Raw genomic sequence first — 20,612 nt, forward strand, 5'->3', positions numbered from 1 at the left:
CAGAACATTACCGCGCCCGCCATTTACCGATGCACCGCCGCCGTCTACATTGACGCCCATGGACCAAATTGTTGTGTGGCTGGAGCAGTACGGCCTGGCCGCTGTTTTCCTTAACATCGTGCTGGAGCAGCTCGGCCTGCCGGTTCCGGCCTATCCGGTGCTGATACTCACTGGCGCCCTGAGCTATAGCGGCCGGTATTCGGCTGGCGGCCTGCTCGCGACGGCCGTGCTGGCCTGCCTGATCGCCGACAGCCTCTGGTACTGGGCCGGCCGTCGCTACGGCAGCCGCGTGCTCAAGACCTTGTGCCGGATTTCGCTGTCCCCCGACTCCTGCGTGCGGCAGACCGAGTCCATCTTCACGCGCTGGGGCGCCAGGTCGCTGGTGCTGGCCAAGTTCATCCCGGGTTTCGCCTCGCTGGCCACCGCGCTGGCGGGGCGCACCGGCGTGCCTTTCGGCCGCTTCCTGTTCTTTGATGCCATAGGCGCGGCGCTGTATGCCGGCGTGGGGCTGGCCATAGGCATGCTGTTCCATGACGCGGTGGCCGACGTGCTGGCCGTCTTCGAACAGATGGGCCGCATAGGCCTGATGGTGCTGCTGGCCGCCTTCGCGCTGTTCCTGGCGCACAAATGGTGGCAGCGCCAGCGCTTTTACCGCCAGCTGCGCATGGCGCGCATCACGCCGCAGGAGCTGCTGCAGCTCACGCGCGGCGAGCAAGCGGCCGTGATCCTCGACGTGCGCACCGAACTGAGCCGCGGCACGGGCGGCATCATCCCGGGCGCCTTGCTGTGGTCGGACCCGGACCGCAAGATGGCCACGCTGGACCTGCCGCACGACGTGCCCGTGGTGGTGTATTGCGCCTGTCCCAACGACGCCTCGGCCGCCCAGGTGGCCAGGCGCCTGATGGCGGCGGGCTTCAAGAACGTGCGGCCGCTGCATGGCGGCATAGATGCCTGGCAGGCAGCCGGGCTGTCGCTGGAATACCCGCATGCCGTGTGAATGGATGGGAAAGGGTAAAAGTACCTTTGCCTTGCGCGGGAGGGCGGCGCTAAGCTCTTGTGCCCAGGTCGTTTCAATTAGCCCGCCGAAAAAGAGGTCTTAAGTTTTCAAATCTGGCATGTGCCGATGGCTGCCGCACCCAAAAGAAGACAGGGTGTTGTCCTATGGCGGATTTTCCAGCGGCGCAGCACACTCGGTTTCGCAAACGCCGTGCAAAATGCATGAAGGCATCTCGCCTTTGCCAAGAAAGTAAACAGCAGCGCATGAAGCCCTCTTCGCCAGGCGAATTGACCGCAGCCCACCGCCCGCCTGGCGCGACGGGAGGGACCGGCGACGTGTTGGCGGGCCTGTTCAGCGGGGTCGGACTGTGAAGCGCGACGAAACCCTGGCCCAGGCCAACGAACGCCTGCAGGCCGAGGCACTGGCGCTGGCCGAGGCCAACAAGGCCCTGGCGCAGGAGCTCGCCGAGCAGCGCCGCGCCGCCGAGCTGCTCCGGGACGACGTGGACAGCCTGCGCAGCCTGGCGTCGATCTCAGCCGACTGGTACTGGGAGCAGGACGCCGATTGCCGTTTCACCGCCTTTGCCGCCGAGCGCGGCGTGGGCAGCGCGAGCAGCAGTAGCAGCGCGGACCCGGACCTCAGCAGCGCCATCGGCAAGCAGCGCTGGGAGCTCGACGGCGCCTACCCCCTGAGCATGTCCTGGGACCACCACCGCGCGGTGCTGGAGGCGCGCCAGGCCTTCCGCGATTTCGAGTACATCCGCGTGCTGGACGACGGCGTGGCCCACTATTTTTCCGCCAGCGGCGTTCCCGTGTTCAACAAGCAGCAGGAGTTCGCCGGCTACCGCGGCATCACGCGAGACACCACGGTGGCCAGGCGCATCGAGGAAAAAGAGCGAAAGGCCGCGCGCTTCCTCGACGACGTCGTCGACAACATGCCGGTCGCCGTGCACCTGAAGTCGGTGCAGGACGGCCTGCGTATCGTGGCCTGGAACAAGGCGGCCGAAAGCCTCTACGGCATACGGCGCGAGGACGCCATGGGCCGCACCGTGCACGACCTCTGGCCGCAGGACCACGCGGACCGTATCAATGTCTCCGACGTGGAAGTGGCCAACACCGGCATCATGCAGGACTTCCCCGACCGGGTCATCATGACGCGGGACCGCGGCAGGATACGCGTGCACATGCGCAAGCTGCCGCTCAAGGACGGCGGCGGCAGGGTTACCCACATCCTGATCACGGCCGAGGACATCACCGAGCGCCTGGCCGCCGAGGACCGCCTGCGCAGTAGCCAGGCGCGGTTCAGAAGCCTCACCCAGCTCTCGTCCGACTGGTACTGGGAACAGGACAAAAACTTCCGCAACGTCTTTGTCTCCAACGATCCGCAGCGCTTTGCCCTGGGAACCCAGGTCATCGGGGAAGGGCTGTGCCGATGGGACCTGCCCAACTCCGCGCCGCTTGTCGGCACGTGGGAGGAGCACAAGGCCGCCTTGCAGGCGCATTTACCGTTCCGTAATTTTGAGTACCAGCTGACCAAGGCGGATGGCGGTGTCATTTACCGCAGCGTCAGCGGAGAGCCGGTGTTTGGTGACAACGGAGCCTTTGAAGGTTACCGCGGCGTGGGAAGTGACATCACCGAGCGCAAGCAGACCGAAACCGCGCTGCGCACGAGTAACGCGCGTTTCCGGGCGGTGGTCGGGGCGCTTGCCGAAGGCGTGATGCTGCGTGACGCCGAAGGCAAAATCATCGACTGCAACCCCAGCGCGGAGCGCATTTTCGGCAAGACCATGGCGCAGATGAAGGGCCAGACCTCGGCGGCGCCGGATTGGGAGCGCTTGCGCGAGGACGGCACCCACATGCCCGAAGTTGAATGGGCCAGCGTGCGCGCCGTCACCAGCGGCCAGGCGCAGAACAACGTCGTGCAGCGTTACCGCAGGCCCGACGGCAGTACCTTCTGGGGCCTCATTAACGTGCAGCCTCTCTTTGACGGCAAGAGCGACAAGCCCATCGGCTTTGTCACTTCCATCTCCGACATCACCAAACGCAAGCAGGCGGAGGTGGAAATCGTGCGGCTCAACGTCGACCTGGAAAACCGCGTGCTGCGCAGGACGGCGCAGCTCGAGGCCGCCAACAAGGAAATGGAGGCCTTCTCCTATTCCGTGGCGCACGACTTGCGCACGCCGCTGAGCACCATAGACGGCTTTTGCGCGCTGATGGAAAAACACATGCCGCCGGCCGCCGGCGAGCGCGCCCTGCATTTTCTCGAACGCATACGCAGCAGCGTGCGGCGCATGGGCGAGCTCACCGACGGGCTGCTGGCCCTCACGCGCCTGTCGCGCACCAGCATGGTCTGGGACACGGTGGACCTCAGCGCCGAGGCGCTGCGCGTGGCCAAGCGGCTCAAGGACGCCGAGGCCGGGCGCGAGGCGCGCATCGCGATCGAGCCCGGCATGGCGGCGCGCGGCGACCAGGCCATGCTGGGCCAGGTGCTGGAGCAGCTGATCGCCAACGCCTGGAAGTTCAGCGCCAAGAAGGAGCGCGTCGAGATCGAGATCGGGCGCCAGCGCGGCAAGGACGCGCAGCCGGTGTTCTTCGTGAAGGACAAGGGCGCCGGCTTTGACATGGCTTACGTCGACAAGCTGTTCGGCAACTTCGAGCGCCTGCACTCGCCCGAGGAATTCGCCGGCAGCGGCATAGGCCTGGCCACGGCCAAGCGCATCATCGACCGGCACGGCGGCAAGATCTGGGCGCAGTCGGTGGTCGGCGAAGGCAGCACCTTTTATTTCTCGCTGGGCGGCGACCAGACCGGCCTCGGGCAGGACGGGCGTGGGACTCAGGGCGCCCAGGCCGCCGAAACAGAGCACGAATCGGGCTTCTCGACGCTGGAGGTGCCCAGCAGCGCGCCCCTGAGCAGCGACAACGACGCCTTCATGCTCAACGACCAGCAGTTCAGCAACGCCTTCGAGCACGCCGCGATCGGCATGACGCTGATAGGCATAGACTCGCGCCGCCTCAAGGTCAACACCGCCTTCTGCCAGATGCTCGGTTATTCCGAGGCCGAGATGCTGGCGCGCACCATCCACGACCTGACCCATCCCGACGACATCGAATGGGACTTGAAGCAGCGCCAGCGCGCGCTGGCCGGCGAGATCGAATCCTTCCATACGGAAAAGCGCTACATCCACAAGGACGGCCACATCGTATGGGGCTATATGAGCTGCTCCCTGGTGCGCGACGAGGACCGCAAGCCGCTGCGCTTCATCGCGCAGATCCAGGACATCACCGAGCGCAAGCAGACCGAGCAGGTGCTGCGCGAAAGCGAGGAGCGCTTCCGCGCGCTCACCGAGCTGTCCTCCGACTGGTTCTGGGAGCAGGACGAGAACTTCCGCTTTGTCGAGGTGTCGGGCGAGGCGCCCAACGCTTCGGGCGTCCAGAAATCAGCCTATGGCAAGACCCCCTGGGAGCTCGACTACATCCAGATGAGCGACGAGGGCTGGGCCCATTACAAGGCCGTGGTGCAGCGGCACGAGGTTTTTCGCGATCTTGAAACCACGCGGCGCGACTCCAAGGGCCGGACCCGCTACTTCAGCATCAGCGGTGTGCCGAAGTTCGATGTCAACGGAAAATTCACCGGCTACCGCGGCACCGGTCGCGACACCACCGAGATGCGCCGCGTCACCGAGGCGCTGCGCACCAGCGAAGCGCAACTGCGTGAAATCACCGACACCATACCGGCCTGGATCACCTACGCCGACGCCGACCAGTACCTGCGTTTTCACAACCGTGCCTACGAGGAAGTCTTCGGCATGACGAGCGCGCAGCTCGAAGGCAAGACCATACGGGACATTGTGGGCGAGGAGATGTACGCGCTGATCAGGCCCCGGGTTGAGGAGGTGTTGCAGGGTTACCCAGTGGTCTACGAGCGCGCGCAGAAAACCGCGCGCGGCGGCACGCGCGACTACGTGGTCAACTACTTCCCGCGCTACGGCGAAGGCAGGGACGAGGGCAAGGTGATCGGCTTCTACACCCTGGCCAACGACATCACCGAGCTCAAGCGCATAGACCGCATGAAGAGCGAATTCGTTTCCACGGTCAGCCACGAGCTGCGCACGCCGCTCACCTCGATACGCGGCTCGCTGGGCCTGATCTCCGGCGGCGTCGCCGGCCAGCTGCCCGAGGCCGTCAAGACCCTGGTCGGCATCGCCAAGAGCAACTGCGAACGCCTGATCAGGCTCATCAACGACATCCTGGACATCGAGAAGATAGAGTCCGGCAAGATGACCCTGGACCTGCAGGTGATAGAACTCAAGCCCCTGCTGGAGCAGGCGCTGGCCGCCAACGAGGGCTACGGCGCCGCCAAGAACGTGAGCCTGAGCCTGCAGTTCCCAGACGAGGAACTCATGGTCAGGGCCGACGGCGACCGCCTGACGCAGGTCGTCACCAACCTGTTGTCCAATGCGATGAAGTTTTCCCCGTCCGATGGCGTGGTGGAAATCCATGCGGGGCGCAGCGCGAGCGGCGGCGTGCGCGTCGAGGTGCGCGACCACGGGCCAGGTATTCCCGAGGAGTTTCGCAAGCGCATCTTCCAGAAGTTTTCCCAGGCCGATTCCTCCGACACGCGCCAGAAGGGCGGCACCGGGCTGGGCCTGAACATTTCACGCGCCATCATCGAGCGCCTGGGCGGCAGCATAGGCTTTGAAACCCGTAACGGCGAAGGCACCACCTTCTACTTCGAACTGCCGGAATGGGTGGAGCCGCCGCCCACGCGCCCGGTGGAGATGACCGGCGACAGGCCCTGCGTGCTGATCTGCGAGGACGACCACGATATCTCCCGCCTGATCGGCATGATGCTGGACAAGGGCGGCTTCGATTCCGACCCTGTCTACAGCGCCGAGGAGGCCCTGGCCCAGCTGGGGCAGCGGCACTACGACGCCATCACGATAGACCTCAAGCTGCCCGGCCAGGACGGCATCTCGCTGATACGCCAGCTGCGCGGGCGGCTGCTCACGCGCGACGTGCCCGTGGTCGTCATCTCGGCCTGGGCCGGTGAGGGCAAGGTGCAGTTCAACGACCAGGCCTTGACCGTGTCGGACTGGCTGGAAAAACCCATAGACGAAAACCTGCTGGTGCTGGGCGTGCGCCGCGCCATCGAAGGCGCGGCCGAAAACAAGCCCGTCATCCTGCACGTCGAGGACGACCCCGACATCCAGCGCATCGCGGCCACCATCGCGCAGGACTTCGCGACCTTCGTCTTTGCGGCGACCCTGCAGGAAGCCCGCGCGCGGCTGGAGAGCCAGCCCTTCGACCTGGTCCTGCTCGACATCAACCTCAAGGAAGGCTCGGGCTGGGACCTGCTGACCGACATCGAGGCGCTGGAGTCGCCGCCGCCCGTGGTGGTGTTCTCCGCGATGGAAGCCACCCGGGCCCAGGCCGCCCGCGCCACCGCCGTGCTGGTCAAGGCCAAGACCTCCAACGAGGAACTGCTGGCCACTTTGAGGCGGGTGCTGGGCCTGGCGCGGCCGCCTGAAATAGAGCTCGAGTAGGCCCTAGGCCCCGGACGACTCCAGCAGCGCGGTGTAGCGGCGCTGCATTTCCTCAGGCGTGAGCGTCTCAATGCTGTGGCCCACGCTCCAGCGGTGGCCAAAGGGGTCGCGAAAGCTGCCCGAGCGCTCCCCGTAAAACTGGTCTTGCGCGGCCATCTCCAGCGTGGCGCCGGCTTGCAGCGCCCGTGCGATCACCGCGTCGCAGTCGTCGACATGCAGGTGCAGGGTCACGCTCACCGGTGTGCCCTTCGCGGGCGCGCCCGTGCCGCATTCCGGGAACTCGTCCGACAGCATCAGCGTGGTGCCGCCGAATTCCAGCTCGGCGTGGCCTATGCGCCCGCTGGGCTCGGTCAGGCGGAATTTTTCCGTCACGCCAAACACCGAGGTGTAAAACGCCAGGGCTTTTTCAGCATCCTTGACGTGGATATACGCAAACAGTTCGTGGATCGCCATGTGAGGGAACTCCTGAAAGGGAATGCGGCCAGTCTAGAGGCCGGCCGCCCCGCGGTCTTGAACAAAATTGACATGCGGCCGTGAAGGGGATGAAGGGGGCGCGCAAGACCGAGGCACCAGCACATGGTTGGCCGACGCGGGCCGCGCCAGCCGGTACTGCTCGGGCGTGAGTCCGGCGAATTCGCGGAACTCGCGGCTCAAATGCGGCTGGTCGCTGTAGCCCGCTTCCATGGCCACGGCGGCCAGGCCCAGCGGGCCCTGCAGCAGCGGCAGTGTTTTCTGGAAACGCTGCAGCCGGCAATACAGCTTGGGGCCCAGGCCCACGGCCTGCGAGAACAGGCGTATGAACTGGCGGTGGCTGTAGCCGCTGCGGGCCACCGCGTCCTCCACGCCCATGCCCGCCTCGAACTGCCGCAAGGCCTGCATGACCACCGGGTGCGCCGGCTGCGCCGGGCCGGCGCGCAGCCGCTGCAGCAGCAGGGCCTCCAGGCGGCGCAGGGCCTGCTGCGGCGTGGCGGCGGCCAGCAGCTGCTCGCGCGCCAGCTCCGCATGGTTTCCCCAGAGGTCTTCCAGGCTCACATGCCGACCGGCCAGCTCATCGGCCGGCAGGCCCAGCAGCGCCTGCGCCGCGCCGGGCAGCAGTTGCACACCCACCGAATGCGAGGGCGCACCGACATCCTTGGCATAAAAGCCCGCACGCGGCCCACCCACCAGGGCCTGGCCCAATTGCCGGCCCGTGCCGTCCGCGGCATGGTCAAAGATGCGCACGCCCGGCCCCGAGAGGCGGAACACCAGGTGCATCAGGCCGGTCGGCAGCACGTGCTCGCGCGCCGGCTTCACATCACCTGCGGCGGGCAGGCTGACCCACGCGGTCTTGACGAAGCGGGCAAGCAGGGGATGGGGTGCGCGTTGCATGGTGGTGAAAGCGTATCGCTTGACCTTCAGTCTAGGGCTTGCCAAGCCCCCTTGTCATGCGTTCGGCCATGCAGCGGCCCAGCCAGCAGGCTTTCCTGGCCGTGAATCCGATCCCTCCCGTAAATAGAAATTTAATTTCAAATAAATGCACATACACCCGGGTATTTACTTACATAAACTCACATTTAGCCAAATATCCTACGAATTATGAAAATTACTTTCACTTAGGAGTGCTTTATGGTTAACCATCGCCTACATACGCGCCGGCTGCTGCCGGCCCTGGTTTTTGGCCTGATGGCCGCCTTGCAGGGCGCCGCACCCGCGCTGGCGCAGGCGCCGGCCTCCGCGGCCAACCTCGCCATGGTCGGTGAACCGCCCTCGCTGGACCCCATGCAGGCGACCACCGACCTGGTCGGCACCATCATGCAGCACGTGTATGAGCCGCTCTACACCTTTGACGCCAAATGGAATGTCGTGCCCATGCTGGCCGAAGGCATGCCGCGTTTCTCGGCCGACGGCAAGGTCGTCACCATCACGCTGCGCAAGGGCGTGAAGCTGCACTCGGGCCGCGCGCTCGACGCCGAGGACGTGGTTGTCAGCCTCAAGCGCTGGATCAAGGAGGCACCGCGCGGCAAGGCCGTGGGCAAGGAAATCGTCGACTTGAAGACCGCAGGCCCGCTCACCGTGGAGCTGACGCTCAGGGCGCCTTACGCGCCGCTGCTCGCGCAGCTGGCCCTTCCCAGCGGCATGGCCGCCATCATGGCCAAGGAGGCCGTGCAGATTCCGCTGCGTGACTTCATAGGCACGGGCCCCTACAAGTTCAAGGAACGCCGCACCGACCAGTTCGTGGTGCTCACGCGCTTTGACGGCTACACCTCGCGCAAGGAGCCGGCCAACGGCTACGGCGGCAAGCGCGAGGCCTTTATCGAGGAGCTGCGCTTCATCCCCGTGCCCACGCCCGGCACGCGCGTTGAAGGCGCTCTGTCCGGCCAGTTCCACTTCGCCGACCTGCTGCCCATAGACGCGCTGGCCCGCCTCGAAAAATCCGGCGGCCGCGCCGCGCCCGTGATCACGCCGGCCTTCGGTTTCCCGTACCTGGTGTTCAACACCCGCGAGGGCATCAACGCCAACAAGGGCATGCGCCAGGCGATACAGACCGCCATAGGCCCCGGCGAAATGATGGCCGCCGGTTTCGGCGACACGCGCTTCTTCACGGCCGAGGCCAACCACTTCCCGCAGGGCTCGCCGTATTACTCAGCCGCCGGCGCCGAGAGCTACAACCAGCGCGACCCTGCCAAGGCCAAGGGCCTGGCCGAAGCCGCCGGCTACAAGGGCGAGACCGTGCGCATCCTCACCAGCCGCCAGTACGACTTTCACTACAACATGGCTGTGGTCATGGCCGAGCAGCTCAAGCGCGCCGGCATCAAGGCCGAGCTCACCGTGGTCGACTGGTCCACGCTGGTGCAGCGCCGCAACGACTCCTCCGCCTGGGACATCTACGTCACGCATTCGGGCCTCTTGCCCGAACCCATGCTCTCGCCGCCGCAACTCGGCGACGGCGCGCCCGGCTGGTGGAACACCCCGGGCAAACAGGCCGCGCTGCTCGAGTTCAACCACACCCCGGTTCCCGCCAAGCGCGCGCCGCTGTGGGGCAAGGTGCAGCAGCTGGTGTACGACGAAGTGCCTTATATCGACATCGGCAAGTTCAACAGCCTGTCGGCCAAGTCCACCAAGCTGGAAAACTACCAGCCCGCGCTGTGGCCTTTCTTCTGGAACGTGAAGCTTAAAAACTGAACGCCCTCAAGGCGCAAAAGCAAAAAAGCCGTGCGGCTGCAAACCGCACGGCTTTTTTCATGGGCGAGGGGTTTCCTCAGGGTTGCCGGCTCTGGTTCATCGCGTTGTCGAATTCCTCGCGCGAGAGAAAGTTGTCCTTGTTGAGGTCGGCCTCGTCAAAATGTTTCGAGACGCCGCGAAAGTTCGAAGCCTCGTCGCGGCTGACCTTGCCGTCGCCGTTCTTGTCCATGAACTTGAAGGCGCGCTCCAGGTCCTTGGGGTCGTACTTGGCGACAGCGGGTGCGGCAACGGCGGGCGCGGAGGCCGCTGCCGCCGGCTCCGCCGTCTGGGCCTGCGCCTGCGCGGCCAGCAGGGCGGCCGCGGCGGCCAGGGCCAGCAAAGACCCCAGCATCACCATGCGGGGGCGGGCCGGGCTGGAAGGCGCGCGGATGGGGAGGGTCTTTGTCGTGGGCTGCTTCATGGGCTTCCTGCGTGAGTAGGTCATAGGCATCATTGGATGCTACCCCCGCCCCCAATACCAGTGTTCTTGCAGGGTGTTGCGCCGCTTTACCTGCGCGTGCGCCGGGGACACATTTCTTTGCGGGCCGGCGGCGGCGCGATCACACAAAAAAACATCTTTGTTCCGGGCCCGGGTTGACAGGCGGCGGCCACTGGCTCAATACTAAGCCAAATGGTTAAGTATCAAGACAATGCCGATGGTGCCCTGAATGCCGTGTTCGCCGCGCTGGCGGACCCGACACGCCGCAAGGTGCTGCAAGACCTGGAACGCGGCCATCTCTCCGTCGGCGAGCTGGCCCAGCCGCACGGCATGTCCTTGCCCGGCTTCATGAAGCACCTGCGCGTGCTCGAGGACGCCGGCCTGGTGACACGCGCCAAGGACGGGCGTGTCGTCAACCTGGCCCTGTCGCCCGAGCCCATGCAGGAGGCCGCCATGTGGCTGTCCCGTTACGAGAAGTTCTGGTCCGAGCGCCTCGACGCCCTGGGCCGCTACCTGTACCACCAAGAGGAGCTGAACCCGCCATGGAAAAAAGCGCAACGCAAGGCAAGCCGGCCTCCGTCCACTTCACCCGGCACTACCCCGCCAGCTGCGAAAAAGTCTGGCGCGCGTGGACCGACCCGCAAGCGCTAGCGCAGTGGTTCGGCCCCGACCCGGCCGGTGTGGTGACCCTGGCCGAGATGGACGTGCGCGTGGGCGGCCGTTACCACATCCGCTTCGGCGTGCCGGGCCAGGAGACCCACAACGTGGCCGGCACCTACCTGGAAGTGGAGCCGCCCCACAAGCTGGTGTTCGACTGGGGCTGGCAGAGCACGCCCGAACGCGTGTCGCGGGTCACCGTCACGCTGCGGCCCTCGGGCGGCGGCACCGAACTCGTGTTCGTGCATGAAAAATTCTTCGACCAGGCCGCGCGCGACAGCCACAACCAGGGCTGGGCCGGCGCCTTCCTTAAACTCGACAAGCTTTTCCCCGCTGCATCGGCTGCCACGGCTGCATAGTCCGCACCGTCCGCCGCTTGAAGCGCATCACCCTGAAAGGAGTCCACCATGCTCGCCAACCGAAACGCCATGCCCACCATCGCCGTCAAGGACCTGGCCGCCGCCCGCAAGTTCTATGAGGGCAAGCTGGCCCTCACACCGCTGCAAAGCACCGAAGAGGGCGTGCTCACTTACCAGAGCGGCACCGCCGCCATCGTCGTCTATGTCTCGCAGTTCGCGGGCAGCAACCAGGCGACCGCCTGCACCTGGAGCGTGGGCGACGAGTTCGACGGCATCATGAACGCCCTCAAAGCCAAGGGTGTGGTGTTTGAGCACTACGACCTGCCCGGCATGACCTTGCAGGGCGATGCCCATGTGGCCGGCGACTTCAAGGGCGCCTGGTTCAAGGACCCGGACGGCAACATCCTGCACATCCTCAACCGCTGATTCCTCCAACCCCTCCCAAGGAGTCCCGCCCGTGAACACCCATACCGCCATGCACGCCATCGTGTCCAGAGAAGAATGGCTCGCCGCCCGCCGCCTCTTGCTGGCCCGCGAAAAAGAACTCACCGCCCAGCGCGACCTGGTGAGCGCCGAGCGGCGCCGCCTGCCCTGGGTGCCGGTCGACAAGCCCTATATGTTCGACGGCCCGAACGGTAGCGAAAGCCTGGCCGCGCTGTTTGAGGGGCGCAGCCAGCTCATCGTCTACCACTTCATGTTCGGCCCGGACTGGGAAGAGGGCTGCCGCAGCTGCTCGTTTCTGGCGGACCACATCGACGGCACCCTGCCGCACCTGGCCGCGCGCGGCATCACGCTGGCCGTGGTCTCGCGCGCGCCGCAGGCCAAACTCGCCGCCTTCAAGCGGCGCATGGGCTGGCGCTTCAAGTGGGTGTCGTCCTTCGGCGGCGATTTCAACTACGACTACCACGTCTCCTTCACGCCCGAAGCGCTCGCCGGCGCAAAGGTGAACTACAACTACCGCATGGAAGACGTCGGCGGCATGGAGGACCTGCACGGCTTCAGCGTCTTCGCGCGCGACGGCCAGGGCCATGTCTTCCACACCTATTCAAGCTACGCCCGTGGCGCGGACGCCCTGGTGGGCGCTTACCACTACATGGACCTCACGCCCAAGGGGCGCGACGAAGACGGCCTGCCCTTTCCCATGGCCTGGGTGCGCCACCACGATCAATACGGCGCGGCTGAACCCATGGCCCAGGCCGCGCAGGCCTGTTGCCACGCCGAGGCTCCCCTTGCATGAAGGGCACTCTAGAAACGCACCTTCAGAAAAGCCGACGGCCCCTTGAGCTTGACGCGAAAGCGCGCGTTGTTGCTGTCCTCACGGCGCAGGTCTATGTCGGTCAGGCCGTAGTCCAGTACCACGCCGACATTTTTGGCTGGGAACCATTCCACACCCAGCGCGGCGTTGTAGATCTCGCCGCGCGTGCTGCCGCCGGTTTTTTTCACGCCCGAGGCATCGGCAAACAGCCGCAGGTCCGGCGAAATCGCATGCCTCACGCCCAGCTCCAGCAGCGGCGCCACCGCGTCGTCGCTGTCGCTTTGCCGTATGCTGCCGGTGCTGCCGCCCACCGCCGCGCTTGCACTCAGGTCCAGGCCCACGCGGTAGTAGGCCGCGCCCAGGCCCACGCCCATCACGGTGTTGCCCGAACCGAACCACCATTTGTAGGCCAGCTTGGCGAAGTCCACCTTCACGTCCAGGTTGGCCGTGCCCGTGGTCGTCACCGTGCCGCCGCCGGTCCTGAAGTTGCTGGCCAGCGAATCCCCGTAGCCGCGCTTGAACTGGTAATAGTCGAAAGACAAGCCCTGGCTGTCGAACAGCAGCACGTCGGCCTTGATGCGCGGCAGGGTCACGCTGCTGCTTTTGGAGTCGCCCGAGTCCAGCCGTCCGAAGTTGGTGTTCACCGCCGCGTTGAAGGTCGGGTCGGCGTGGAAAGCGCCTATCGAAAAACTCGCGCGGTCCAGCGCGGGCGAGGGCTGGGCCAGGGCCGTGCCGCCCAGCAGCGCCAGGGCGGCCAGCCCGGCTGTCTTCAGGGTGGGCCGTCCGGCACGGCGGGGCAGTGGCGTCATCCGCATGAAATTCATCCCATGAAAAATGTGGACGGCATGCTTCGAATGCTTGAATCACCATGCCGCAAACGTTTCCATAAATTAGCCAGCCGCCCACGGCCTGGCTATCCGCCAAACGCCGAGGCGCATGTAGGACAGCGTGTAGGACAGCGCGCGGCGCAGGCATGGCGTAACATGCGCGGCCACGGTATCGTTTTTGCGCCGGATGGACCTGAACCTGACCTGATTTGACTGGCGACATTCATTGATGAAGCAGAGGAGAAACCGCCAATGAGACAACACATGGACAGCCGCAAGCGCTGGTGGGCCCTGATGGTGCTGTGCCTCGGGGTGCTGATGATCGTGCTCGACACCACCATCGTCAACGTGGCCCTGCCTTCCATACGCACCGATTTGCATTTCACCGAGACCTCGCTGGTCTGGGTGGTCAATGCCTACATGCTGACCTTCGGCGGTTTTTTGCTGCTGGGCGGCCGGCTCGGCGACTTGTACGGCCACCGCCGGCTTTTCCTCGCGGGGCTCAGCCTCTTCACCCTGGCCTCGCTGGCCTGTGGCATCGCCAACTCGCAAGCCCTGCTCATCGTCGCGCGCGCGGTGCAGGGCCTGGGCGGCGCGGTGGTGTCGGCGATTTCGCTTTCGCTGATCATGAACCTCTTCACCGAACCGGCCGAGCGTGCCAAGGCCATGGGCGTTTACGGTTTTGTCTGCGCCGGCGGCGGCAGCATAGGCGTGCTGCTGGGCGGCGTGCTCACCGATTCGCTGAGCTGGCACTGGATCTTTCTGGTCAACCTGCCCATAGGCGGCGCGGTCTTCGCGCTGTGCCTCTTGCTGCTGCCCGGCGGCAAGGGCCAGGCCACCGGCGCGAAGCTTGACGTGGGCGGCGCCGTCACCGTCACCAGCTCGCTGATGCTGGCCGTCTACGGCATCGTCAACGGCAACGAGGCCGGCTGGCTCTCGGGCCAGACTTTGGGCCTGCTGGGCGCGGCCGCGGTGCTCATGGCCGTCTTCCTGGCGATTGAATCCAAGGTGCAGACGCCGCTGATGCCGCTGGGCCTGTTCCGCCTGCGCAACGTCGCCACCGCCAATGTGGTGGGCGTGCTCTGGGCCGCCGCCATGTTCGCCTGGTTTTTCATCTCGGCGCTCTACATGCAGCTGGTACTGGGCTACAGCGCCATGCAGGTGGGCCTCGGTTTCTTGCCGGCCAACCTCATCATGGCCGCCTTCTCGCTGGGCCTGTCGGCCAAGATCGTCATGCGCTTCGGCATACGCGCGCCCCTGGCCGCCGGCCTGCTGCTGGCCGCCGTGGGCCTGGCCCTGTTCGCGCGCGCGCCCGTGGCCGGCAGCTTTGCGCTCGACGTGCTGCCCGGCATGCTGCTGCTGGGCCTGGGCGCCGGCATGGCTTTCAACCCCGTGCTGCTGGCCGCCATGAGTGACGTGGATCCCAGCGAATCGGGCATTGCCTCCGGCGTGGTCAACACCTCTTTCATGATGGGCGGCGCACTCGGCCTGGCCGTGCTGGCCAGCCTTGCGGCCGCGCGCACCACCTCGCTGGGCGGTGCCGGGCTGGACGCGACCGCGGCGCTCAACGGCGGCTACCAGCTGGCCTTTGTGATCGGCGCGGTCTTCGCGGCCATGGCTGCCTTGCTGGGCGCCGTGCTGCTCAGGCCCGGCGCCGCAACGGCTGCCAGCGGCAAGCCCGCCACCGCGGCGCACTAGGCCGCGCGCCGCGGCCGGAAAACGCTGCCCGCACAAGGCGTTTCCGTCCTACACAGCGCGGGGAGGGGCCAGGCCTACCATCCGGCTTTTCCCAGGAGACACACCATGCCCGATGACACAAGCAAGACAGGCGCGGACCGCAAGCTGATTTCCCTCGAGCAGCCCCATGAGCTGCGCGACTGGATGGCGTCGCTGGGCTGCACCGAGCAGCAGCTGCGCGATGCCGTCAGGAATGTCGGCAACTCGGCCGATGCCGTGCGCCGCTACCTCTCGAAAAAATAAGCGGCGCTTCGCCGCGCGCCACCCGTGTTCGAGCTGCAATCCGCATGGTGGGAACTGCCCCTGCGGGCCGTGATCATCTACGGCGCGCTGCTGGCCATGGTCCGCGTCTCGGGCCGGCGCACCGTCGGGCAGTTCACGCCTTTTGACCTGCTGGTCGTGATGCTGCTCAGCGAGTCGGTGTCGAGTGGTCTCAGCGGCGGCGAGGAATCCGTCACCGGCGGCCTGCTGGCCGCCGCCACGCTGGTGGCGCTCAATGTGCTGGTCGCCTTCGCCACTTCGCGCAGCGCGCGCCTGCAGACGCTGATGGAAGGCCGGCCCGTGCTGGTCGGCCGCGACGGCAAGGTCTTCGGCGAAGTCCTCAAGAAACACCGCATCCCCCTGGGCGACCTTGAGCAGGCCCTGCGAGAAGCCGATTGCGAGCAGGCCGACATGAAATATGCCTGCCTCGAGGCCGACGGGAAAATCAGCATCCTCAAAGAAACGTCCAGCCCGCCGCTGGCCCCGTCCGGTGGACACTGAAGCGCTTGCGCGCAGCCGCAGCGTGCTGCTGCTGATCGACTTCATCAATCCCATGGATTTCCCGGGCGCCGAAGACCTGGCCGCGGCGGCGGTAGCTGCCGCCCAAGCCGCCTCGGCCCTCAAGCGCCGCCTGCGCAAGGCCGGCGTGCCGGCCATCTACGCCAACGACAACTACGGCGGCTGGCAGTCCGACTTCCAGAGCCTGGTCCAGCGCTGCGCCGCCAGCGCGGGCGCCTCCGGCGAGATGGCGCGCCTGCTGCGCCCCGAGCGCGGCGACCTCACCGTGCTCAAGCCCCGGCATTCGGCCTTTCTGGGCTCGCCGCTGGACCTGCTGCTTGCGCGCATGGAAGTGAAAGACATCATCATCGCCGGCGTGGCGACCGACATCTGCGTGCAGCTGACCGCCATGGACGGCTTTCTGCGCGGCTTCGCGCTGCGCGTGCCCTCCGATTGCTGCGCGGCCGAGTCGGCCGAATTCCACAAGCAGTCGCTGGCCTATATGGCGCGCGTCCTCAAGTGTGATGTCTCGCCCTCGGCTTTTGTGCAGCCCTGAGCGCTTGGTGCGCGCCGCCGCGGCGCGCGGTTTCCTACATGCGCTGGCAAGCTTGGCCTACCCCGCGGTAGCGGCTGCCTCCCAAGAATCGCCTAACAGCCCGCCCCGGGTTGCGACCAATCCCAAACTACCAACCTGAAGGAAACACCATGCCCACCACCAAGGCCACACCTGTGCACAAGGAAGCCACCGCCATGCTCAGGGCCGACCACAAGCTGGTCAGCGAGCTTTTTGAGCAGTACGAAAAAAGCCGCTCCCCCGCCAAAAAGAAGGAGCTGGTCGCCCAGATCTGCAAGGAGCTCACGGTGCATGCGCAGGTGGAGGAAGAAATTTTCTATCCCGCCGTCAAGGCCGCCCTCAAGGACCATGAGCTGATTCCCGAGGCCAGCGTCGAACACGCCACCCTCAAGGACCTGATCGCCCAGGTCGAGGGCCTGGAGCCCGACGGCGAAATGTTCGACGCCAAGATCAAGGTCATGTCCGAATACGTCAAGCACCACGTCAAGGAAGAGCAGAACGAGATCTTCCCCAAGGCCCGCGCCACCCGGCTCGACATGACCGAGCTGGGCGCGCAGATCAGCGCGCGCAAACAGGAACTCATGGCCGCCGCCTGAGGCGCTCGGTCCAGGCAGGAGACGGCCCATGGCGACCATCACCGGAAGCTGCCATTGCGGCAAAAACGCTTTTCGCATAGACGGCGAAATGCCGGCCCAGCTCACGCGCTGCACCTGCTCCTTCTGCAGCAGGCGCGGCGCCTTGCTGGCCTACTACACGCCCGAGCAATTCCACGTCACCACGCCCAAGGACGCCGACGCGGTTTACCGCTGGCAGACTAGGGCCTGTTAACGCTATTTATGCAAGATGCGTTGCGAGTCAAAAAGGCCTTGAGCAAGGCGCAAAACGCAGGCGGGGTGAACCCCGTCAAGGCTTTGCAACGCCGCGCAAGGCCTTTTTGATCGCAACCCGGAGGGAATGGGGTGAAAACAGCCCCACTCCGCGTTGCGCTCCTAGCGCAGACGCCCGGTCTGGGCGTCGTCGCGCGCCTTGATTGGGGCTGTTTTCACCCCATTCGCATTTGCATAAATAGCGTTAACAGGCCCTAGCTGGTGGACCACCACTTCTGTGCCGAGTGCGGTGTTTCCACCTACTCGGACAGCCCGGCCTTTGAGATGGACGGCAGCTGGGACGGCAGCACCCGCCGCATAGGCGTCAATGCGCGGCTGTTTGATGATTTCGACGCGGCCACGGCACCCGTCGCCGTGATTGACGGCAAAAACCTCTGGTAGCGGGGGGTGTACTGAGAAGTTAGAAATGCGGCGGCAGCTCGTCGCGCAGGCTGCGCGTGGTGGTGATGTCGCCGTCACGCACAGGCGCGGCCTTGAGTTCTGCCACCTCGCGCAGCAAGGCGTCGATTTGCTGCTGCTGGCGCACGATGATTTTGTCGAGCTGCTCCAGCAGGTCCTCGGCAAAGCTGGCCTTGATCTCGAGTTCGGTCAGGCGGCTGTCGGTGTGGTTCTCGGCTTCCATGCCCTTATTGGACACCATGAGGGGGAGGCCGGGTAAATAACCGGTGCCCTGCGCGTTTGCCCGGCTTGGGCTACGCTTGGCGGCTGTCGTTTATTTCCTGCCGCACACACACCATGACCCCATCCAAAGCCTTCCCCCAAGACTTCCCCATCACTGAGAAATGGCCCGCCCAGCACCTGGACCAGATCCAGCTGTACTCGCTGCCCACGCCCAACGGCGTCAAGGTTTCCATCATGCTCGAGGAGACCGGCCTGGCTTACGAGCCGCACCTGGTGAGCTTCGACACCAACGACCAGATGTCGCCGGCCTTTCTCTCGCTCAACCCCAACAACAAAATCCCCGCCATCATCGACCCCAAGGGCCCCGGCGGCCAGCCTTTGGCCCTCTTTGAATCCGGCGCCATCTTGCTTTACCTGGCCGAAAAAACCGGCAAGTTCATCCCCCAGGATGCCGCAGCCCGCTATGAAACCATCCAGTGGCTGATGTTCCAGATGGGCGGCATAGGCCCCATGTTCGGCCAGCTGGGCTTTTTCCACAAATTCGCCGGCAAGGCCTATGAAGACAAGCGGCCCCGCGACCGCTACGTCGCCGAGTCCAAGCGCCTGCTCGGCGTGCTCGAGCAGCGCCTCGAAGGCCGTGACTGGATCATGGGCGATGAGTACACCATTGCCGATATCGCCATCTTCCCGTGGGTTCGGAATCTGGTGGGGTTTTATGAAGCTGGCGAGCTGGTGGAGTTCGGTGGCTTTCCGAATGTGAAGCGGGTGCTGGAGGCTTTTGTGGCGCGGCCGGCGGTGGTGAAGGGTTTGTTAATTCCTAAACGGGGTTAGGACGCCCTGGCGGTGCTGGCTTTGGTTCTCTTTGCTGAGGGCGGCTGGCCGGGGTTGCCCGGCGGCAAGTAACTTTGGCGAAACCCGCAAAGCGGGTTTTCTTTTGTTCGCCAAAAGGCGCGCTGCGCGCGCGGGGTTCGCTCACTTCGCGTAGCGAAGTTACGCGAATACCAAAAGGCGACCCTGGTTGCTGCGTCCCTTCGCTTCGCTACGGGCAACCTGCGGTGCTCGGTTCAGGCGGGGTCTCGCTCGAACTCGCTACGCTGCGCTTCGCTCAGACAATCGCGATCCCTGATCCGCCTGGACCTCCGCTCCTCGGCGCATACACAAGGGGTGGGGACAGGAATACCAAACAGCCGAATACAGAAAACCACAATAGGCTTTCATTCGGCAGCGGGTGCGGCCCCCGAATGGCTGGCCGCATATTTCTCCAGCAACACATACAACAGCAAGCCTCCAGCTAGCGGCAAGAGGTAGTACAGCGCCCTGTACGCCAGCACTGCCCCCATCAAAACCCCTTGCCGCACGCTGCCCGACAACAAGGCCAGATACACCGCCTCCAAAACCCCCAGGCCTCCCGGGATCGGCATGATCACCCCCACGATGGAGGCCGCCATCAGCACGCCCAGCACCTTGCCGTATTCCACCTGGCCGCCCAGCAGCGCGTACATGGCCGCGCCCATCAGCGCCCAGTTGGTGGCCGACAGCAGCAGTTGCACCAGTGCCAGGCCGGGCGAAGGCAGGGTCAACCGCTTGCCGCGCACACGCCACTCGCGTCCGTGCGCAAACTTGCAGGCCGCCACATAGGCCAGGGCCAGCAAGACCATGGCCGCGCCCAGTACGCGCAGCGCTGTTGCGCCAATGTGCGCCTGGCTGGGCGGGGCGATCAGGCCCGCAGCGAACAGGCTGCCGGCCACCAGGCCGTAGCCCAGCCAGTTGGTCGCCAAGCTCAGGCCCACGATTTGTGCGATGGTGGCTTCGTCCAGCCCCGCGCGGGTGTACAGGCGCGCGCGCAGCGCCACGCCGCCCACCAGCGAGCCCAGGTTCAGATTGAAGGCATAGCTCGTTACCGCGATCGCCCAGGTCTGCAGGCGGGGCAAGGTGTGGCGCGTGTGGCGCCGGCCTATCAGGTCAAAGCAGCCATACAGCGCATGGCTGGCCGTGGCCAGGCCCAGCACGCCCAGCAGCAGCCAGGGCGAATAACGCCACAGCGCCTGCCAGGCACCGACCCAGTCCACCTTGTGCGCATGCGACACCAGCAGGCCCAGCACCAAGATCCCCAGCGCCGGGAACACCCAGCGCCGCACGCGCGGCCACAGGGATGTTGCGGCGGAGGATGATGAGGAGGAAGACGGGTTTGCGGAAGCGGGTGCCGCGGTGCTGGCCATGATGGCTGCATCTTGCCTTTGACCGCCTGCCGCGCCCAGACCACGGCGGCGCTGCTTTTTGTAGGCGCAGACCGACGGGGTGGGGGCCGGGTCTTGCTCCGGCTGGGCGCGCTCTTGCCTCCTCATCTTCCTCCTTCCTCTTCTTGGTTCTGCTGGCCGGGTCTCGCCCCGGCGGGCGAGGTACTTTTCTTTGCTTCGCCAAAGAAAAGTACCCAAAAGAAAGGCGACCCGCAGTCTGGGTCCCTCCGCTGCGCTACGGGCAACCTGCGCTGCTCGACTGCGAAGGGGGTCTGGCTAAACTCGCTACGCTGCGCTTCGCTCAGACAACGCCAGCCCTTATCCCTCCTCCGTCTGCGCTGCTCGGCCCAGCCAGGACGGGGAAGTCCGAAATACCAAATACCAAATACCAATATCGAACTCCAATACAAACAAGGACACGCCATGGCGTGTCCTTGTTTCTTCAGGTATTTGGTATTTTTCTCCCACCCCCTTGTGGATGCGCCGAGGAGCGGAGGTTCAGGCGGATCAGGGATCGCGT

General features: G+C 65.4%; 21 protein-coding genes. 15 read left to right on the plus strand and 6 right to left on the minus strand.

Annotated elements, in window-relative coordinates:
* The first annotated feature begins 58 nt into the window (after positions 1–58).
* A complete protein-coding gene (locus tag BLQ85_RS10820; RefSeq protein WP_074576697.1) occupies positions 59–997 on the plus strand; it encodes a DedA family protein/thiosulfate sulfurtransferase GlpE in 939 nt (312 codons plus the stop codon).
* A gap of 367 nt (positions 998–1,364) precedes the next feature.
* The gene (locus BLQ85_RS10825; protein ID WP_074576699.1) at positions 1,365–6,539 is read left to right on the plus strand and encodes a PAS domain S-box protein; all 5,175 of its coding nucleotides are present in this window, start codon (positions 1,365–1,367) and stop codon (positions 6,537–6,539) included.
* A 3-nt stretch (positions 6,540–6,542) separates the two neighbouring features.
* Here BLQ85_RS10825 and BLQ85_RS10830 read toward each other — a convergent pair whose 3' ends face one another.
* Both BLQ85_RS10830 and BLQ85_RS10835 read right to left on the minus strand, forming a co-directional pair.
* Positions 6,543–6,992 carry a VOC family protein gene (locus BLQ85_RS10830; protein ID WP_074576701.1) on the minus strand — a complete coding sequence of 150 codons (450 nt, stop codon included), beginning with the start codon at positions 6,990–6,992 and terminating at the stop codon, positions 6,543–6,545.
* Between the two features lie 33 nt (positions 6,993–7,025).
* The gene (locus BLQ85_RS10835) at positions 7,026–7,907 is read right to left on the minus strand and encodes a helix-turn-helix domain-containing protein (protein ID WP_074576703.1); all 882 of its coding nucleotides are present in this window, start codon (positions 7,905–7,907) and stop codon (positions 7,026–7,028) included.
* A gap of 237 nt (positions 7,908–8,144) precedes the next feature.
* Between BLQ85_RS10835 and BLQ85_RS10840 the strand changes: the two genes are divergently transcribed.
* Entirely contained in the window at positions 8,145–9,701 is a 1,557-nt protein-coding gene (locus BLQ85_RS10840) for an ABC transporter substrate-binding protein (RefSeq protein ID WP_139200940.1), read from the plus strand.
* Between the two features lie 76 nt (positions 9,702–9,777).
* Here the strand turns inward: BLQ85_RS10840 and BLQ85_RS10845 are convergent, their stop codons facing one another.
* Positions 9,778–10,185, minus strand: coding sequence for an EF-hand domain-containing protein (locus tag BLQ85_RS10845; protein ID WP_175456096.1), 408 nt, complete (start codon positions 10,183–10,185; stop codon positions 9,778–9,780).
* Between the two features lie 186 nt (positions 10,186–10,371).
* Between BLQ85_RS10845 and BLQ85_RS10850 the strand changes: the two genes are divergently transcribed.
* The 4 genes from BLQ85_RS10850 to BLQ85_RS10865 are packed head-to-tail and all read left to right on the plus strand — an operon-like array spanning position 10,372 to position 12,432.
* The gene (locus tag BLQ85_RS10850; protein ID WP_074576708.1) at positions 10,372–10,830 is read left to right on the plus strand and encodes an ArsR/SmtB family transcription factor; all 459 of its coding nucleotides are present in this window, start codon (positions 10,372–10,374) and stop codon (positions 10,828–10,830) included.
* A complete protein-coding gene (locus BLQ85_RS10855; RefSeq protein ID WP_074576711.1) occupies positions 10,722–11,195 on the plus strand; it encodes an SRPBCC family protein in 474 nt (157 codons plus the stop codon). The genes BLQ85_RS10850 and BLQ85_RS10855 overlap by 109 nt, the downstream gene beginning before the upstream one ends.
* Positions 11,196–11,243: 48 nt before the next feature.
* Positions 11,244–11,621 carry a VOC family protein gene (locus BLQ85_RS10860; RefSeq protein WP_074576713.1) on the plus strand — a complete coding sequence of 126 codons (378 nt, stop codon included), beginning with the start codon at positions 11,244–11,246 and terminating at the stop codon, positions 11,619–11,621.
* Positions 11,622–11,652: 31 nt separating this feature from the next.
* Positions 11,653–12,432 carry a DUF899 domain-containing protein gene (locus tag BLQ85_RS10865; protein WP_254806404.1) on the plus strand — a complete coding sequence of 260 codons (780 nt, stop codon included), beginning with the start codon at positions 11,653–11,655 and terminating at the stop codon, positions 12,430–12,432.
* An 8-nt stretch (positions 12,433–12,440) separates the two neighbouring features.
* Here the strand turns inward: BLQ85_RS10865 and BLQ85_RS10870 are convergent, their stop codons facing one another.
* Positions 12,441–13,259 (minus strand): hypothetical protein, encoded by an 819-nt coding sequence (locus tag BLQ85_RS10870; protein WP_371327277.1) that lies wholly within the window; start codon positions 13,257–13,259, stop codon positions 12,441–12,443.
* 270 nt (positions 13,260–13,529) lie between these two features.
* On the opposite strand from BLQ85_RS10870, the gene BLQ85_RS10875 reads away from it, so the two are divergent.
* From BLQ85_RS10875 to BLQ85_RS10905, 7 genes are all read left to right on the plus strand, one after another.
* Entirely contained in the window at positions 13,530–14,975 is a 1,446-nt protein-coding gene (locus BLQ85_RS10875; protein ID WP_074576715.1) for a DHA2 family efflux MFS transporter permease subunit, read from the plus strand.
* A gap of 105 nt (positions 14,976–15,080) precedes the next feature.
* Entirely contained in the window at positions 15,081–15,257 is a 177-nt protein-coding gene (locus tag BLQ85_RS10880; protein ID WP_074576717.1) for a DUF3606 domain-containing protein, read from the plus strand.
* Positions 15,258–15,281: 24 nt separating this feature from the next.
* On the plus strand, positions 15,282–15,776 hold the full coding sequence (locus BLQ85_RS10885) for a DUF421 domain-containing protein (RefSeq protein WP_074576719.1): 495 nt from the start codon (positions 15,282–15,284) through the stop codon (positions 15,774–15,776).
* The gene (locus BLQ85_RS10890) at positions 15,766–16,329 is read left to right on the plus strand and encodes a cysteine hydrolase family protein (RefSeq protein WP_074576721.1); all 564 of its coding nucleotides are present in this window, start codon (positions 15,766–15,768) and stop codon (positions 16,327–16,329) included. Before BLQ85_RS10885 ends, BLQ85_RS10890 begins: the two co-directional genes overlap by 11 nt.
* 149 nt (positions 16,330–16,478) lie before the next feature.
* A complete protein-coding gene (locus BLQ85_RS10895) occupies positions 16,479–16,943 on the plus strand; it encodes a hemerythrin domain-containing protein (RefSeq protein WP_074576723.1) in 465 nt (154 codons plus the stop codon).
* 28 nt (positions 16,944–16,971) lie between these two features.
* A complete protein-coding gene (locus tag BLQ85_RS10900; protein ID WP_175456097.1) occupies positions 16,972–17,175 on the plus strand; it encodes a GFA family protein in 204 nt (67 codons plus the stop codon).
* 260 nt (positions 17,176–17,435) lie between these two features.
* On the plus strand, positions 17,436–17,615 hold the full coding sequence (locus BLQ85_RS10905) for a GFA family protein (RefSeq protein WP_074576725.1): 180 nt from the start codon (positions 17,436–17,438) through the stop codon (positions 17,613–17,615).
* Between the two features lie 19 nt (positions 17,616–17,634).
* Here the strand turns inward: BLQ85_RS10905 and BLQ85_RS10910 are convergent, their stop codons facing one another.
* On the minus strand, positions 17,635–17,856 hold the full coding sequence (locus tag BLQ85_RS10910; protein WP_074576874.1) for a SlyX family protein: 222 nt from the start codon (positions 17,854–17,856) through the stop codon (positions 17,635–17,637).
* Between the two features lie 113 nt (positions 17,857–17,969).
* Here BLQ85_RS10910 and BLQ85_RS10915 point away from each other — a divergent pair, with 113 nt between their 5' ends.
* Positions 17,970–18,686, plus strand: coding sequence for a glutathione binding-like protein (locus BLQ85_RS10915; RefSeq protein ID WP_074576727.1), 717 nt, complete (start codon positions 17,970–17,972; stop codon positions 18,684–18,686).
* A 383-nt stretch (positions 18,687–19,069) separates the two neighbouring features.
* On the opposite strand, the gene BLQ85_RS10920 is transcribed toward BLQ85_RS10915, so the two are convergent.
* The gene (locus BLQ85_RS10920; protein WP_254806405.1) at positions 19,070–20,074 is read right to left on the minus strand and encodes a lysylphosphatidylglycerol synthase domain-containing protein; all 1,005 of its coding nucleotides are present in this window, start codon (positions 20,072–20,074) and stop codon (positions 19,070–19,072) included.
* Positions 20,075–20,612 lie beyond the last annotated feature (538 nt).

Source organism: Polaromonas sp. JS666 (genome assembly GCF_900103405.1).
Classification (GTDB): Bacteria; Pseudomonadota; Gammaproteobacteria; order Burkholderiales; family Burkholderiaceae_C; genus Polaromonas.

Excerpts from the sequence above, each read along its gene's own strand:
- BLQ85_RS10850 (WP_074576708.1), top strand. The coding sequence starts at position 10,372 with ATGGTTAAGTATCAAGACAATGCCGATGGTGCCCTGAATGCCGTGTTC.
- BLQ85_RS10855 (WP_074576711.1), top strand. The coding sequence starts at position 10,722 with ATGGAAAAAAGCGCAACGCAAGGCAAGCCGGCCTCCGTCCACTTCACC.
- BLQ85_RS10820 (WP_074576697.1), top strand. The coding sequence starts at position 59 with ATGGACCAAATTGTTGTGTGGCTGGAGCAGTACGGCCTGGCCGCTGTT.
- BLQ85_RS10900 (WP_175456097.1), top strand. The coding sequence starts at position 16,972 with ATGGCGACCATCACCGGAAGCTGCCATTGCGGCAAAAACGCTTTTCGC.
- BLQ85_RS10870 (WP_371327277.1), bottom strand. The coding sequence starts at position 13,259 with ATGACGCCACTGCCCCGCCGTGCCGGACGGCCCACCCTGAAGACAGCC.
- BLQ85_RS10845 (WP_175456096.1), bottom strand. The coding sequence starts at position 10,185 with ATGACCTACTCACGCAGGAAGCCCATGAAGCAGCCCACGACAAAGACC.
- BLQ85_RS10920 (WP_254806405.1), bottom strand. The coding sequence starts at position 20,074 with ATGGCCAGCACCGCGGCACCCGCTTCCGCAAACCCGTCTTCCTCCTCA.
- BLQ85_RS10830 (WP_074576701.1), bottom strand. The coding sequence starts at position 6,992 with ATGGCGATCCACGAACTGTTTGCGTATATCCACGTCAAGGATGCTGAA.
- BLQ85_RS10840 (WP_139200940.1), top strand. The coding sequence starts at position 8,145 with ATGGTTAACCATCGCCTACATACGCGCCGGCTGCTGCCGGCCCTGGTT.
- BLQ85_RS10915 (WP_074576727.1), top strand. The coding sequence starts at position 17,970 with ATGACCCCATCCAAAGCCTTCCCCCAAGACTTCCCCATCACTGAGAAA.
- BLQ85_RS10910 (WP_074576874.1), bottom strand. The coding sequence starts at position 17,856 with ATGGAAGCCGAGAACCACACCGACAGCCGCCTGACCGAACTCGAGATC.
- BLQ85_RS10875 (WP_074576715.1), top strand. The coding sequence starts at position 13,530 with ATGAGACAACACATGGACAGCCGCAAGCGCTGGTGGGCCCTGATGGTG.
- BLQ85_RS10880 (WP_074576717.1), top strand. The coding sequence starts at position 15,081 with ATGCCCGATGACACAAGCAAGACAGGCGCGGACCGCAAGCTGATTTCC.
- BLQ85_RS10835 (WP_074576703.1), bottom strand. The coding sequence starts at position 7,907 with ATGCAACGCGCACCCCATCCCCTGCTTGCCCGCTTCGTCAAGACCGCG.
- BLQ85_RS10860 (WP_074576713.1), top strand. The coding sequence starts at position 11,244 with ATGCTCGCCAACCGAAACGCCATGCCCACCATCGCCGTCAAGGACCTG.
- BLQ85_RS10895 (WP_074576723.1), top strand. The coding sequence starts at position 16,479 with ATGCCCACCACCAAGGCCACACCTGTGCACAAGGAAGCCACCGCCATG.